This is a genomic window from Brachybacterium halotolerans subsp. kimchii, assembly GCF_020792675.1.
GTDB lineage: Bacteria > Actinomycetota > Actinomycetes > Actinomycetales > Dermabacteraceae > Brachybacterium > Brachybacterium halotolerans.
The window spans coordinates 2,188,239-2,201,988 of sequence record NZ_CP086254.1; the positions used below are offsets into that span (position 1 = coordinate 2,188,239).

A 13,750-nucleotide genomic window follows, 5' to 3' on the forward strand; every position below is an offset into this window, starting at 1 on the left:
GGCCCCCGGCCGCGAGAGGACACGATCACCATGACCAGCCAGCACACCCCCGAGAACCCGTCGACCACCGAGCCCGCGACCCCTGCCCCGTCGGCGTACGCACCGCCGTCGGCCGCCCCGCCGACGCCCACCCCTCCGCCGACCGGGCGCAGACGCGGCCGCAGCGCGCGCAGCATCCGTCGGACCATGGCCGCCGTGGCGGCGGGCGCCGCGACCCTCGCCCTCGCGGCGTGCGGCGCGGCAACCGCGGTCACCGGCACCTCCTCGAGCAGCGAGGCGGCGGCGAGCACCACCTCGAGCTCGAGCACCTCGGCGAGCAACGACATGCTCTCGAGCCTGGACCTGACCACCCTCGACACCCACTACGACCAGGACGACCTGACCTGGGACGAGGCCGACGAGCAGGCGATCACCCTCTCCGACGACGGGTCGACCTCCGACTCCTCGGGAGTGAGTGTCGACGGCTCGACCGTGACGATCACCGAGGGCGGCGTCTACCGGGTCTCCGGGTCGCTGAGCGACGGCCAGCTGGTCGTCGACGCCCCGGACGACGAGGACGTCACGATCATCCTCGACGACGCCTCGATCACCTCGAGCAGCGTCCCCGGCATCTCCGTGACCAGCGCGGACGAGGCCACCCTGTACCTGGCCGACGGCACGGAGAACTCCGTCGAGGACGGCTCCGACTACGAGGTCGCGGACGACGCGACGCCCGTCGCGGCGATCGCCTCGGCCTCTGATCTCACGATCGCCGGCAGCGGCGCGCTCTCGGTCACCGGCAACACGAACGACGGCATCTCCACGAAGGACGGCCTCGCGATCGTCGGCGGCGACCTCACGGTCACCGCGGCCGACGACAGCATCCGCGGCAAGGACTACGTGGACATCACCGGCGGCACCTTCGACATCACCAGCGGCGGCGACGCCATCAAGTCCGACAACTACGAGGACGAGGACCGCGGCTGGGTGCTCATCACCGCCGGCAGCTTCACGATCGATGCCGGCGACGACGGCATCGACGCCGAACAGGCGATCGAGGTCGCCGACGGCACGCTGACCATCGAGAAGTCCCAGGAGGGCCTCGAGGCGAACGACGTCATGATCGAGGGCGGCACCGTGGACATCACGGCCTCGGACGACGGCATCAACTCCACCGCCGCGACCACCGAGGAGGAGGCCGCGGCGGAGGAGTCGTCGGACTCCACCGACTCCACGGATTCGGCCGACTCCGGCGACTCGGCCAGCGCGACCGACAGCGCCGACGCCCAGCAGCAGGGCCCGGGCGGGGGCAGCGAGGAGGACGACAGCTCGTGGCTGTCGATCTCCGGCGGCACCGTCACCATCGACGCCGACTACGACGGCCTCGACTCGAACGGCTCCATCTCGCTGACCGGCGGAGACATCACCATCACGAGCGCCGACAACGGCGGCGACTCCCCCGTCGACGCGAACGGCGACGTGACCTTCGACGGGGCGACGCTCACGGCGAACGGCACCGAGATCACCTCGGCCGACGACCTGCAGTCGCAGGCCGGCGGCATGGGCGGCGGCCAGGGCGGTCAGGGCAGCCAGGGCGGCACGCCTCCCGACCAGCAGAGCAGCGATGCGAGCACGGACTCCACGTCCTCGACGACCGACTCCTGACGCCCGGCTCGCTTGCCCCAGCGGCCTGCGCGGCCGACGCGGCGCCCCGGCACCCGACCACCCCACGAGGTATGAGCGTGGCGAACCAGAATCCGCGGATCCTGGTTCGCCACGCTCATATCGTCGTGCCCGCGCGGGCATCGTCGTGCTCGCGCGGGCTCGCGCGTCAGCCCTTGAAGGCGACCTTCTTCTCGGCGATCAGGCCGTGCAGGAACTCGGCGGCCCATTCGCGGGTGAGCGCCTCGGCGGGCTGGAAGGCGCTGCCGGCGGCCACGCCCTCCTTCTTCAGCCAGGCGATCTGCCGGGCGAAGGTCGAGCTCGCTGGCACGTCGCTGAACGGCGCCTTCGTCGGCTTCGGGGCGGACGGGGAGCCCGCGTACCGGTAGAGGTACGCGGCGGTCTCCTGACGGGTGACGGCCTGGGTGGGACGGAAGCTGCCGTCGGAGTAGCCGCCGACGATGCCCTGCTGCTTCGCCCAGATGATCGCCCGGTAGTTGTTCGTCTTCCCATGCTCGACGTCGCCGAAGGGCTCGTTGCGCGGCAGGCTCACCTCGGGCTTGCCGGCGGCGCGGTAGAGGAACGCGGCGAGCGCCGCGCGGGTGACCTTCTTGCGCGGGGCGAAGGTGTCGTCGGCCCGGCCGGGGATGATCCCCTTGAGGGCCGCCCACTGGATCGCGTCGTAGTGCTCCGAGCCCTTCTTCACGTCGCTGAACTCGGTGCGCGCGGGCAGGATCTGCACGACAGTCGGCTTCGGGCCGGTGCCCTCGAACTCGGGCCAGTAGGAGACCTGCTCGTCGAAGGTGCCGTCCTCGCCCGGGTGCTGGACCGAGACGAAGGCGGTGCGGTCCTGGTCGCGCACGATCGGACCGCAGGTCTCGGCGTCCACCGGGACGGAGGCGAACTGCTCGACCTTGCCGCGTTGGTTCCCCTCGAGGGTCACGCGGAACAGGCCGTCGTTGTACCCGATGGTGCTCGGGGCGCCGTCGGTCGAGATCCAGAGGTTCCCGACCGAGTCGAAGGCCAGGTTGTCCGGGCAGGAGATCGGCGAGACCTTCTTCTTCGGGAAGCCCGAGAAGTAGGTCGAGGTGTTCTGCGCGGGGTCGCCGCACACCAGCAGCAGGTTCCAGGCGAAGGAGGTGCCGGACTGCTTGCCCAGCTCGTCGATCTCGACGACGTGGCCGTCGCGGTTGACGGTGCGGGGGTTGACCTCGTCGGGCCCGGCCTTGCCCTCGGTGCCGCGGCCGTCATTGTTCGTGCAGGCCACGTAGACCTTGCGGCTCTTCAGCGAGGGCTCGACGTCCTCGCAGCGGTCCATCTTCGTGGGGCCCACCTTGTCGGCCGCGAGGCGGGTCTTCACGAGCACCTCGTCGACGTCCATGCCCTCGACCTTGGACGTGCCGTCCACGATCAGCGGGATCCAGCGGCCGGTGCCGTCGAAGGCGCCGTCCTTCGGGACGGCGCCCGAGCCGTTGATGGTGCCCGAGTTGCCCTCGAACTTCGCGACGTAGAGGTCGCCCTCCTCGAGGAGGGTCATGTTGTGCTTGCGGTTGCCCTCCTTGTACTTCTTCGAGGAGACGAACTTGTAGAGGTAGTCGAACTTCTCGTCGTCGCCCATGTAGGCGACCGCGTGACCGTCCTCGGCGATGATGACGTTCGCGCCCTCGTGCTTGAAGCGGCCCATGGCGGTGTGCTTGCGCGGGGTGGACTCGGGGTCCCACGGGTCCACCTCGACGATCCAGCCGAAGTGGTGTGCGGAGTTCTCGTATCCGTCGTTCGTGGTGTCGAAGCGCGGGTCCACGTTCTCCCAGCCGCGCGCGGTGGCCTTGGCGCTCATGCCGTAGCGCTTGTCCTCGTCGGTGTCGCCGGCGGTGTGGAAGTAGCCGTTGAAGTTCTCCTCGCCGCTGAGCTGCGTGCCCCACGGGGTGAGGCCGCCCGAGCAGTTGCCGAAGGTGCCGTGGGTGGCGTTGCCGCGGGGGAAGTCCTTGGTCTTCAGCAGGTCGGAGAAGCGGGCGGGGCCGGTGAAGGCGTACTTCGTGTCGGCGAGGAAGCGGCGGTTCAGCTCGGCGTCGACCACGTACTCGTACGGCGAGTCGTGGTCCTCGCGCTGCAGCTCGACGACGGTCAGGCCGTGGGCGTTCAGGCCCACCTCGGCCACGGTCTCGGCGTCGGTGTCCTCCGGCAGCATGATGTTCTCGTTCGTGTACTCGTGGTTCACGAACATCACGGCGCGCAGGCCGTCGGAGTCCGGGATCTCCTGGATCTCCGTGTAGTCGTTGTTGTAGCCGAACTGGCGCTTCTGCGCCTCGCCGGTCTGGGCGCCCCAGTCGAAGTCGGGGGCGTCGGAGAACAGCTTGTCGCCCCACTTGATGATGGGGTGCCACTCGAAGCCCTCGGGGACGGTGAACTCGTCGACGGTGAAGTCGACGGGGTCGATCGCGTCGAAGCGCAGCGGGCTGCCGTTCGGGGCCTTGGGGCCCTTCCCGGCGTCGACCAGAGGGCCGACGGGGGCCGCATCGGCCGACGGAGCGCCCGCGGTGCCGGCGACGGCGATCGCGAGGGCGCCCGCGGCGGTGCCGCCGAGCATGGCGCGGCGGCTCAGCGCGGCCGAGGCGACGTCGCGGAAGTAGGAGTTCGACGAGCTGTTGCAGGTCTCGCCGAGGCACGCGTTCGCGCACTTCAGGGCACAGGTCACGGGCGACCGCTTGCCGGCCACGTGATCCTTCATGAGCAGAGGGAGCTGGATGACCACGACGGGTCCTTTCGCGTGGGGACGAGGCCCCGGCGGAAGGATTCCGGCGGCATGCGCAGCGCGGCACGGTCTCCGTCGCTGCACCATCGGGCGCAGCGCGGACTCCGCCGCCGCACCGATGGGCACGGCGAGATCCTGCGCGGACGGTCGTGTCGCAGTGGCGCGTCCGCACTCCCCCGGGGCGCGAGGGGCGGATCGAGCATGTCGTCCCGGAATGTCCAGTGCCCCACGCCGACATGACAGGGAGGTGTCGGGACGGTGAGCGCGGCGGGGCCCGCCGCGTCAGCGCGCGGAGGGCGCGAAGCGCAGCCTGGTGCCGGGCCGGAGCTGGGCGAGCAGGGGCAGGTCGGCCTCGTCGACCACCGCGATCACGGGATACCCGCCGGTCACGGGGTGGTCCGCGAGGAACACGACGGGCAGGCCGGAGGGCGGCAGCTGGACCGCCCCGGGGACCAGTCCCTCGCTCGCGAGCTCCTCGGTGCGCACCCGCCGCAGGGGAGCGTCGCCGTCGGCCGCTTCGAGGCGCGCACCCACCCGGTCGCTGTCACCGCCGACCACCCAGGTCCGCCCGAGCAGGGCGTCGTCCTCGGCCCAGTCCGCGCGCGGACCGCGGCGAATCCGGAGCACGGGGGCGGTGCTCCCGCCGTCGCCCGCATCCTCGTCGAGGTCCGGGCCCTGAGGGGACTGCGGGGCCTCCGGGTCCTGCGGGGACTGCGGAATGACGGCCGCCGGCTCCTCGGGGGTGCCGACGCTGCGGTGCGCATCGGCCTGCCCGATGGCGAGCACGTCGCCGGCGGCGAGGGGGCGCGGGCCGAGTCCGGAGAGGGTGTCCGCCGCACGGCTTCCGAGCTGGGCGGGCACGTCGATGCCTCCTCGCACCGCGAGATACCCACGCAGTCCCGAGGTCGGCGCGGCGAGGGCGAGGGTCTCGCCGTCGCGCAGGCCGAAGGGCTCGCACAGGGCGACGGGGAACCCCGCGTCGCCACGCGGGGCCGCCTCGTCGCCCTCGTCGAGGTCGTTGTCGTCCTCCTGCGCGGTGTCGGCGTCGGCCCTATGGATCACGCCCTCGCCGATCGCGCCGGTGAGCGCGAGGACCAGGTCGCCGCGGGCGCGCACACGGAGTCCGCCCAGCAGCGTCTCCAGGACCGCCGCGTCCGGGGCGTTGCCCACCAGGCGGTTCGCCTGGCGGGCCGAGGGGCCGTCGGCCGCCCCGGAGCCCGTGACGCCGAGGTCGCCGAGACCGGGCCGGCCGGAGTCCTCGACGAGGGTGCGCGGACCGGGAGCGAGGATCTCGAGCGCGGACGCTCCCGCGGCCACCTCCGGGAAGGGGCGCGCCGCGGACGACGCGTCGCCGGCGGTCGCGACATCCCCGCTGGTCGCGCCATCGCTGGACACCGCGCCTCCGGCCGCCGCCTCGTCGGTCGTCGCGCCGCCGCGCCGCATCACCCGCGCGCTCTCGCGCCGCGCCTCGAAGCGCACGGTGTCGCCGGGGCGGATCAGCGCGGGGTCCTTCGCATCGGGGTCGAAGAGCACGGCGTCGGTGCGTCCGATGAGCTGCCAGCCGCCGGGCGAGGCCTTCGGGTAGACGGCGGAGAACTCGCCGGCGAGCGCGACCGCTCCCGCCGGGACGCGGGTGCGCGGGCTGTCCCGACGGGGCACCACGAGGCGCTCGTCGCCGCCGGTCAGGTACACGAACCCGGGGGCGAAGCCCCCGAAGGCCGCGGTCCAGGGCGTGCCGGTGTGGGCCGCGACGACGGCTTCGGCGCTCAGGCCGGTGGCGCGGGCGACCTCCTCGAGGTCCTCCCCGTCGTAGACGACGCCGATCCTGCGGGTCCGCCCCGTGGAGGCCTTCCCCGCTCCCGGGGTGCGCGCGGAGATCTCGTCGGCGGCCGCGAGGGCGTCGGCCGAGGTCTCGAAGCGCACGAGCACGGTGCGGGCGGCGACCACGCTCCACTCCTGGCCGGGCAGAGGCGCGGTGCGCACGGAATCGTTCCAGGCCAGGGCGTCCTCGAGGGTGGGCAACTCGAGCAGCAGGGCCCGCTCCCCCATCGGCAGCACCTGCGCCGGGGCCGCGCCGGCGTCGTTCCCTCGCTTCGCGGCGCGTCCTCGTGCGGTCCTCCGGCTGGTGTCCCGGGTCTTCCCCGCCCGGTCCTCGCGGGGGCTCATGCGAAGCTCCGGACGTCCACGCCCGCGTCCTCGAGGCCGCGGCGCACGGCGCGGGCGAGGTCGACGGCCCCGGGGGTGTCGCCGTGCAGGCAGATGCTCGTCGCCTCGGGTCGCAGGACCGTGCCGTCGGTCGCCTCGATCTCGCCGCTGGTGGCGAAGCGGACCATGCGCTCGGCGACGTGGACGGGGTCCTCGATCACCGCGCCGCTCTCCTGTCGCGGCACGAGCGTGCCCGAGGGGGTGTAGGCGCGGTCGGCGAAGGCCTCGCCGATCACCGCGAGCCCCGCCTCGCGCGCGAGCTCGGCCGCGCGGGAGCCGGGCAGCAGGAGCAGGGCGAGGGCCCCCGACCCTCCCTCGTCCTCGGGCCCGGCAGGGCCGTCGGTTCCGGCGGTCCCATCGGCCGATCCGGAGTCGTCGGCCGCTCCGCCGAGCTCGCGCACCGCCTCGACGACCGCGCGGGCATGCTGCTCGTGGTGGACGATCGTGTTGTAGAGGGCGCCGTGCGGCTTCACGTAGGCGACGCGGGCGCCCTCCGCGCGGGCCATGCCCTGCAGGGCGCCGATCTGGTAGATCACGTCGTCGGCGAGCTCGTCGGGGCTCGCGTCGACGAAGCGCCGGCCGAACCCGGCGAGGTCCCGGTAGGAGACGTGCGCGCCGATCGTCACGCCGCGCGCGGCCGCCGCGCGCACCGTGCGCCGCATGTGCGAGGGGTCCCCGGCGTGGAAGCCGCAGGCGATGTTCGCGCTGGTCACGACGTCGAGGATCGCCTCGTCGTCCCCCATGGTCCAGGCGCCGAAGGACTCGCCGATGTCGCTGTTCAGATCGATCGTGCTCATGGGGCCTCTCCGTCGACGCTCGTGGGACGCATCTTCGCTCCAAGGATCGCAGACTCCCCCGGGAGCCGGACCGCCCCGTCGGCCGGTCCGTCCCGCCGGCACGGGCCGTCACACGGGCACGGACCGTGATCCCGGACATTCTGCGCGACCGAACGGGTGACATCGCGCCCAACCCATAAGCATTCCTAGGGTCACCCGAGTACGCTCGTCCCCATGGATCCCCGTCGTGTGCTCATCTTCCGGACGGTCGTGCGCAACGGCACCATCGGTGGTGGTGCCCGCGAGCTCGGCTGGACCCAGCCGGCCGTCTCCCAGCATCTCGCCGCCCTCGAGAAGGAGGTCGGCACGCAGCTGCTGCTGCGCTCCTCGAGCGGCGTCACGCCCACCGAGGCGGGCCAGCGCCTGTTCCGCCATTCCGAGCGGATCGCCTCCTCGCTGCACGCCGCCGAGGAGGAGCTCGCCGAGATCACGGCGCTGCGCCGCGGGCGCGTGCGCTTCGCGACGTTCCCGTCGGCCGCGGCCCTGCTGCTGCCGCCCGCGCTCGCGCGCATGGGCCGGGAGGCCGAGGGCGTGGACGTCACCTTCGACGAGCTCGAGCCGCCGGACGCGATCCAGGGCCTGCTCAGCAACGATCTCGACCTCGCGCTCGTCTTCCGCTACGAGGGCACCACCGTGGACGCCGAGGGCGCCCTCGAGTGGACCCCCGTGCTCGACGACCGCGTGCTCGCGGTGCTGCCGAAGGACCACGCCCGGGCCGACGACCCCGACCTCACCATGGCCGACCTCGCCGAGGAGGAGTGGATCGCCGGTTGTGAGCGCTGTCGAGCGAACCTGCTGGTCAACGCGCAGCGCGCGGGCTTCAGCCCGAAGGTCCGGCACACCACCGACGACGCGATCGTGGTGCAGCGCCTGATCCAGCACAGCGGCGGCATCGCCCTGCTGCCCGAGAGCGCGATCGAGGCCGCCCCCTGCGCGGATGTCACCGTGCGCCCGCTCTCCGGGCTCAACGAGCGCACCATCGGCCTGATCAACCGTCCCGGCGCTACCGCGATCCCCGCGGTCAAGGCGCTGCGGGACGCCCTCATCGACGTCGCGGCGGAGCGCTCGAGCGCCGCCGTGATGATCTGAGGTCCGACAGGGACCCGAGGATCCGAGGACTCGAGGAGAAGCCGATGGAGCCGACGATCGCCCCCGATGCGGGCCGACGGATGAGCCGCGCGAGCCTGTGGGTCCGCCCCGTGCTGATGACCGTGGGCGGACTCGCGGTGGCAGCCCTGCTGCTGCTCGCCGACCAGGAGATCGCCGCGGCGCTGCTCGTCCTCGCGGCCGTGTTCATGGGCTACTGGACCTCGCCGCTGCGCGCGGGGCGCCACGAGCCGTTCACCCAGGCATTGGCGCGCCGCGACGACGCCCACGCGATCATCCTCTGGGCTCCCGGCGATCCGCTCTCGGCACGCCTGCAGACGGCCGTGCGCGGCGACCGCGAGGACGTGGCCTGGGTGAACGTGCTGCGCGATCCCTGCGCGGTCGAGTTCCTCGAGGCCCACGGCGGCCGCGGCGCGCTGCCTCTCGTCGTGGTCGGCTCGACGGTGCTGCGACGCGCGACCGCGAGCCAGTACCTCGAGGCGAAGGTCGAGGGCGAGCAGCGAGCCGCCGCGGCAGACTGACGCCGCGGCGCGGCCGATGGGCGGGACCGCCCGTAAGGAGTGCTCGAGCGACCCGCTCAGGAGCGGGCGTACTCGGCGAGCACCACGCCGGACGCGAAGGCGCGCGTGTCCTCGCGCGTCCACGCCGAGGGCGCGTACGGGCGGTGGCCGAAGAGCGGCACGCCCTCGCCGAGCAGGACCGGGTTGATCTTCAGGGCGAGATGGTCGATCTCGTCGGCGAGCTGCGCGGCGAGCGCGCCTCCCCCGCACAGCCAGATCCCCCTGCCCTTCTCCTGCTTGAGCGCTCGGACCGTCTCGACGGGATCGGCGTCGGTGAAGGTCACGCCGTCGCTGCCCGCGGGAGCCTCGTGGGAGCGGGTGAAGACGATCTGCCGCAGGTGCTCGTAGGGGTCGGCCAGATGATGATCGGGCAGTCCCACGCCGTAGGTGTTCCAGCCCATGACCACGGTGTCGAAGGGACCGTCCTCGACCTCGAGCCCCACGGCGCGGGCGAGCACGGTAGGAGCGGTCCCGCGGTAGCGCTCCCAGAGCGGCCCCATGTGATCGCCCTCGGCCAGGAACGCATCGAACTCGCCGCCCGGACCGGCGATGAAGCCGTCCAGACTCACGGCGACGTAGTAGGTCAGCTCACGCATGGGGGTTCCGTTCAGGAGGGGCGGCGAGCGCCGTGGGATGCCGTAGGGCGGCGGGGCGACGAGTCGACGGGCCGAAAGTCGACGGGCGGCACGTCGACGAGCCTGGTCAGACGAAGGAGACGGTCACGCGCCGAGCGAGCCGATGACCACGTTCCAGGTGTGGATCTCGCGGTCGGCGATCAGGCCCTCGCGCCGGAACGGATCGTCCTCGAGCGCCGACTCGACCGCGGCGACGTCGGCCGCCTCGACGAGCAGCAGCGCGCGAGCGCCCTCGGTGTCGGAGTACGGGCCGCTCGCGATGATCGTGCCGCGCTCCTGCAGGCCGCCCAGGAACTCCCGGTGGGAGGGGCGGTGCTCGTCGAGACGGGCCGGATCGTCCGCGTAGTGGTAGGTGACGGCGAAGGTGGTCACGGGTGCTCTCCTCGTGCTCGACGGTCGGGCCCGGCGCCCGCCGAGATGTCTCGCGGCGGCGCTGGTCACAGCAGGATAGGTCGTCGGCGCGAGCACCGGGAAGAGCCGTCCGTCGGCCGTCGGTTCGAGCGGCTCACGCCGCGCCCCGCCGGAGGATCGCGCCGCGCGCGTCAGGCGCTGACGACCCCGCCCGCGAGCAGGCCCACGAGCACCAGGCCGACGATGATGCGGTACACGATGAACGAGGTGAACGAGTTCTTCGAGACGAACCGCAGCAGCCAGGCGATCGACGCGTAGGCCACGACGAAGGACACGACGGTGGCGATGATCGTCGGCCCCCATCCCACGGCCTCGGAGATGTCCCCGGCCGAGCCCACGGCCTCGAGCCCGCCCGCCGCGACCAGCGCGGGGATGCCCATGAAGAAGCTCAGGCGAGTCGCGGTGACCCGGTCGAAGCCGAGCATGAGCCCCGCGGAGATCGTCGCGCCCGAGCGGGACACGCCGGGGAACAGCGGCGCGAGCGCCTGGAAGACGCCGATGATCAGTGCGTCGAGCACCGAGACGTGGTGCATCTCCTTGGGCACGATCTGGTTCGCCTGGATGCGGTCGGCCGCCCACATGGCGAAGGACCACACGAGCAGCGCGATCGCGATCACCCACATGCTGCGCAGCGGACCTTCGATGAGGTCCTTGAAGGCGAGGCCCACCACCGCCACGGGGATGGAGCCGACGATGACGCCCCAGCCCAGCGTGTAGTCGGGATCGGTGCGTGCCTCGGCGCTGAGCAGGCCGCGCACCCAGGCGACGGCGATCCGCACGATGTCCTTCCAGAAGTACAGGATCGCGGCGATGATCGCTCCGACCTGGATCACCGCCGTGAACGCGGTCATGCCGCGGGAGTCGATGTCGTAGCCCAGGAGCTTCTCGACGATGTTCAGGTGGCCGGTGCTGGAGACCGGGAGGAACTCGGTGATCCCCTCGATGATGCCGAGGAGGATCGCATGCAGCCAGTTCACGGGGCGTCTCCGGATGTCGGTGCGGACAGGACGCCCGGAGCATATCGCCGAGGTGCGGGGCGAGCCTGAAGCCTCAGCGGCGTGGGCGGCGTCCTGGCCCGGGCGGCGGGCGGGACCGCGCCAGCGCACGACCTCATCTCACCCTTGTCAACTCCTCCGAATTTCCGTAATCTCAATGTCTGCAGGCAGCGCCCCCGACGATCGGCACGGCCGACCACAGCCGACGAGCAGGAGGAACGATGGTCCGAGGAACGGCGAACAGCGAGAAGGCCTCCGCGCAGACTCCGTCAGGCGCGTCCGGCCACGGCTCCACCTCCACCTCGCCGACGACCTCGACCTCGACCTCGACCTCGACCTCGACGAGCAGCCTCGAGGACCGCATGGATCGGATGGAGCAGAGGCTCGAGGACGTCCTGACCCGACTGGAAACGGCAGCGGGAGACCCCTCCGCGCCGTCAAGCGCCGGTGAGCCGTCGGCCCCGTCGGGCGCAGACGATCCCACCACCGGTCCCTCCCCCGCCGCCTCGTCAGCCGCCGCCGACCCAGCCGACCCCACAGCCCCGGACCGCTTCTGGGCGCTCAACGCGTTGAAATCGCAGCTCCCCGCGCCCGGCGGCGTGGTCTACGCGGGCGCCGTCGACCTGCCGATCGGTCACGTCGAGTACCAGTGGGGCCGCCCCACCGATCCGCTGCTGCGCGCGGACTGGGCCGACCGGGCCGAGCGCGTCGCGGCCCTCGGCCACCCGCTGCGTCTCTCACTGCTGCAGAAGCTGCTCGAGAACGAGTGCACGGTCGCCCAGCTCGTCGACGAGCTGGATCTCGCCTCGACGGGCGTCGCCTACCACCACCTCCACCAGCTGCAGGCCGCCGGATGGGTGACCTCGCCCGCGCGCGGCACCTGGTCCGTCCCGCCCACGCGCGTGGTGCCGCTGCTCGCGATCATCACGGCCCTCGAGGAGGCGTGAACGATGAACGAGAACCCGAAGAACGGCACTCCGGAGGTCGGCGACCTGGGGCCCGAGGACCCGACGTCGGGCGGCCCTGGCGTCGTCCGCCCCTCGCGCCGCACCGTGCTCGGGGTCGGCGCGCTCTCGGCCGTCGCCCTGCTGGGCACGGGCGCACTCGCCGGTCCCCGGCCCGCGCGGCTCGGCGCGCCCACGGGAAACCAGGATCTCGCGGCCGAGCTCGCCGACCATCTCACCGGCCAGCGCACCGTCGCGTGCGCGCTGATCGACGGCGACGACGTCCGCTTCGCGGGCTTCGGAGCCGACGAGCACCGGGAGTTCGAGGTCGGCTCGGTCTCGAAGACGTTCACCGCGGCGCTCGTGATGGACGCGGTCCGCCGCGGCGAGCTGGAGCTCGAGGCGACCGTGCAGGACGTGCTCGGCGCGAGCGCGAAGGGCTCGGCGATCGCGGATGTGACCGTGCGCGAGCTCGCGAGCCACGCCTCGGGCATCCCGTCCCTGCCGGCGCCGGTCATCGCGAAGAACCTCTGGCGCACACCTCTGCACCGCGATCCGTACGCGGGCTTCGGCGCGCAGGAGGTCGTGGACCTCGCGCTGGACGCGACCCCCGTGGGCCGCGGCTCGGTCGCTTACTCCAACCACGGCGTCGCCCTCGAAGGGCAGCTCGTCGCCCGCGCCTCCGGCGCATCCTGGCCGGACCTCCTCGCGGAGCGGGTGCTCGCGCCGATGGGCCTCACCGCCACGCGCGCCCCGATCACCGCTTCACGGCTCGGGGCGAAGGCCCCGACGGGCTTCACGAGCACCGGCCACGGCAGTGCCGCGTGGACCATGGACGGCTTCGCTCCGGCGGGCGGCATCCGTTCGACCGCGGCCGACCTGGTCACCTGGGTGCGCTCGATGATGGACGGCTCCAATCCCGGGGCCGACGGGATCCGCCCCACTGCGCGGCGGGACGAGACGACCTCGGTGGGCGTCAACTGGTTCACGACGACGCTGGCGGGCGGCGGCTCGGCCGTCTGGCACAACGGGGAGACCGGCGGCTTCCACAGCTTCTGCGGCTTCTCGCCCGAGGCGAAGCGGGGGTGGGTCCTGCTCTCCGACACGGCCGACTCCGGGACCGACGACCTCGCCTTCCGGATCCTCGACGGGGAGGTCGCCGCATGAACGTCGCCGCGTTGCTGCTCGCCCTCGCCCCCTATGGGGCGGCACTGCTGCTCACGCTGCTGCTGGTCCTCGAGCTCGTCCACATGCTGCTGGGGCGCCGCCACCCGCTGCGCATCCTCGATCACGTGCTGAGCTGCGGGTTCTTCCTCCTGCTCGCGGGCCTGATGGTGCCGATCGGCGGAGCGCTCACGATCGTCTGGTGGGTGTTCGTGGCGTTGTCGCTCGGCGCGGCGATCCTGGCCCTGGCGCGCAGCCGGGTCGCGGCCTCGAAGGCGGTGCCGACGCCGCCCGAGTCGCTCCCGGCACGCGGCACCCCGGCGGCCGCAGAGGCTCGACGGAATCGTCGCCGCCTCCACCGCGCCATGCGGCCGACGACCCCCGAGGTCGCGATCACCGTCGCCCTCTTCGCAGGCGCCGCGACCCTTTGGCTCGTCGCCGGCTGACCCCGGGCTCCCCGCGCAGCCCTCCAACGCCCCGCGCAGCCCCGCGCCCGGCGC

Annotated in this window: 12 protein-coding genes; 6 read left to right on the forward strand and 6 right to left on the reverse strand. The window is 72.6% G+C overall.

Annotation, left to right across the window (positions count from 1 at the left end; genetic code table 11):
• Positions 1 to 30 precede the first annotated feature (30 nt).
• Positions 31 to 1,644 (forward strand): carbohydrate-binding domain-containing protein, encoded by a 1,614-nt coding sequence (locus Bra3105_RS09855; protein WP_228356541.1) that lies wholly within the window; start codon positions 31 to 33, stop codon positions 1,642 to 1,644.
• A 166-nt stretch (positions 1,645 to 1,810) separates the two neighbouring features.
• Here the strand turns inward: Bra3105_RS09855 and Bra3105_RS09860 are convergent, their stop codons facing one another.
• The 3 genes from Bra3105_RS09860 to Bra3105_RS09870 all read right to left on the reverse strand — a co-directional run bounded on the left by Bra3105_RS09860 (position 1,811) and on the right by Bra3105_RS09870 (position 7,395).
• Positions 1,811 to 4,369 (reverse strand): alkaline phosphatase PhoX, encoded by a 2,559-nt coding sequence (locus Bra3105_RS09860; RefSeq protein WP_323188860.1) that lies wholly within the window; start codon positions 4,367 to 4,369, stop codon positions 1,811 to 1,813.
• 306 nt (positions 4,370 to 4,675) lie between these two features.
• The gene (locus Bra3105_RS09865) at positions 4,676 to 6,559 is read right to left on the reverse strand and encodes a 5-oxoprolinase subunit B/C family protein (RefSeq protein ID WP_228356543.1); all 1,884 of its coding nucleotides are present in this window, start codon (positions 6,557 to 6,559) and stop codon (positions 4,676 to 4,678) included.
• Entirely contained in the window at positions 6,556 to 7,395 is an 840-nt protein-coding gene (locus Bra3105_RS09870; RefSeq protein ID WP_228356544.1) for a LamB/YcsF family protein, read from the reverse strand. The genes Bra3105_RS09865 and Bra3105_RS09870 overlap by 4 nt, the downstream gene beginning before the upstream one ends.
• A gap of 213 nt (positions 7,396 to 7,608) precedes the next feature.
• Here Bra3105_RS09870 and Bra3105_RS09875 point away from each other — a divergent pair, with 213 nt between their 5' ends.
• Positions 7,609 to 8,523 (forward strand): LysR family transcriptional regulator, encoded by a 915-nt coding sequence (locus tag Bra3105_RS09875; RefSeq protein WP_228356545.1) that lies wholly within the window; start codon positions 7,609 to 7,611, stop codon positions 8,521 to 8,523.
• A 44-nt stretch (positions 8,524 to 8,567) separates the two neighbouring features.
• Complete coding sequence (locus tag Bra3105_RS09880) at positions 8,568 to 9,062, forward strand: hypothetical protein (protein ID WP_228356546.1); 495 nt, start codon at positions 8,568 to 8,570, stop codon at positions 9,060 to 9,062.
• A 56-nt stretch (positions 9,063 to 9,118) separates the two neighbouring features.
• Here the strand turns inward: Bra3105_RS09880 and Bra3105_RS09885 are convergent, their stop codons facing one another.
• The 3 genes from Bra3105_RS09885 to Bra3105_RS09895 form a co-directional block, all read right to left on the reverse strand.
• Entirely contained in the window at positions 9,119 to 9,697 is a 579-nt protein-coding gene (locus Bra3105_RS09885) for a dihydrofolate reductase family protein (protein ID WP_228356547.1), read from the reverse strand.
• A 123-nt stretch (positions 9,698 to 9,820) separates the two neighbouring features.
• Positions 9,821 to 10,108 (reverse strand): YciI family protein, encoded by a 288-nt coding sequence (locus Bra3105_RS09890; protein ID WP_228356548.1) that lies wholly within the window; start codon positions 10,106 to 10,108, stop codon positions 9,821 to 9,823.
• A gap of 170 nt (positions 10,109 to 10,278) precedes the next feature.
• Positions 10,279 to 11,124, reverse strand: a complete 846-nt coding sequence (locus Bra3105_RS09895) for an undecaprenyl-diphosphate phosphatase (protein WP_200503207.1) — start codon at positions 11,122 to 11,124, stop codon at positions 10,279 to 10,281.
• A gap of 239 nt (positions 11,125 to 11,363) precedes the next feature.
• Here Bra3105_RS09895 and Bra3105_RS09900 point away from each other — a divergent pair, with 239 nt between their 5' ends.
• The 3 genes from Bra3105_RS09900 to Bra3105_RS09910 are packed head-to-tail and all read left to right on the forward strand — an operon-like array spanning position 11,364 to position 13,696.
• A complete protein-coding gene (locus Bra3105_RS09900) occupies positions 11,364 to 12,089 on the forward strand; it encodes a helix-turn-helix domain-containing protein (protein WP_228356549.1) in 726 nt (241 codons plus the stop codon).
• Positions 12,090 to 12,092: 3 nt separating this feature from the next.
• On the forward strand, positions 12,093 to 13,253 hold the full coding sequence (locus Bra3105_RS09905; RefSeq protein ID WP_228356550.1) for a serine hydrolase domain-containing protein: 1,161 nt from the start codon (positions 12,093 to 12,095) through the stop codon (positions 13,251 to 13,253).
• Complete coding sequence (locus Bra3105_RS09910) at positions 13,250 to 13,696, forward strand: hypothetical protein (protein ID WP_228356551.1); 447 nt, start codon at positions 13,250 to 13,252, stop codon at positions 13,694 to 13,696. The genes Bra3105_RS09905 and Bra3105_RS09910 overlap by 4 nt, the downstream gene beginning before the upstream one ends.
• Positions 13,697 to 13,750 lie beyond the last annotated feature (54 nt).

Coding starts and splice junctions, on each gene's coding strand:
- Bra3105_RS09855 (WP_228356541.1), top strand. CDS start 31: ATGACCAGCCAGCACACCCCCGAGAACCCGTCGACCACCGAGCCCGCG.
- Bra3105_RS09870 (WP_228356544.1), bottom strand. CDS start 7,395: ATGAGCACGATCGATCTGAACAGCGACATCGGCGAGTCCTTCGGCGCC.
- Bra3105_RS09860 (WP_323188860.1), bottom strand. CDS start 4,369: ATGAAGGATCACGTGGCCGGCAAGCGGTCGCCCGTGACCTGTGCCCTG.
- Bra3105_RS09880 (WP_228356546.1), top strand. CDS start 8,568: ATGGAGCCGACGATCGCCCCCGATGCGGGCCGACGGATGAGCCGCGCG.
- Bra3105_RS09875 (WP_228356545.1), top strand. CDS start 7,609: ATGGATCCCCGTCGTGTGCTCATCTTCCGGACGGTCGTGCGCAACGGC.
- Bra3105_RS09905 (WP_228356550.1), top strand. CDS start 12,093: ATGAACGAGAACCCGAAGAACGGCACTCCGGAGGTCGGCGACCTGGGG.
- Bra3105_RS09900 (WP_228356549.1), top strand. CDS start 11,364: ATGGTCCGAGGAACGGCGAACAGCGAGAAGGCCTCCGCGCAGACTCCG.
- Bra3105_RS09885 (WP_228356547.1), bottom strand. CDS start 9,697: ATGCGTGAGCTGACCTACTACGTCGCCGTGAGTCTGGACGGCTTCATC.
- Bra3105_RS09910 (WP_228356551.1), top strand. CDS start 13,250: ATGAACGTCGCCGCGTTGCTGCTCGCCCTCGCCCCCTATGGGGCGGCA.
- Bra3105_RS09865 (WP_228356543.1), bottom strand. CDS start 6,559: ATGAGCCCCCGCGAGGACCGGGCGGGGAAGACCCGGGACACCAGCCGG.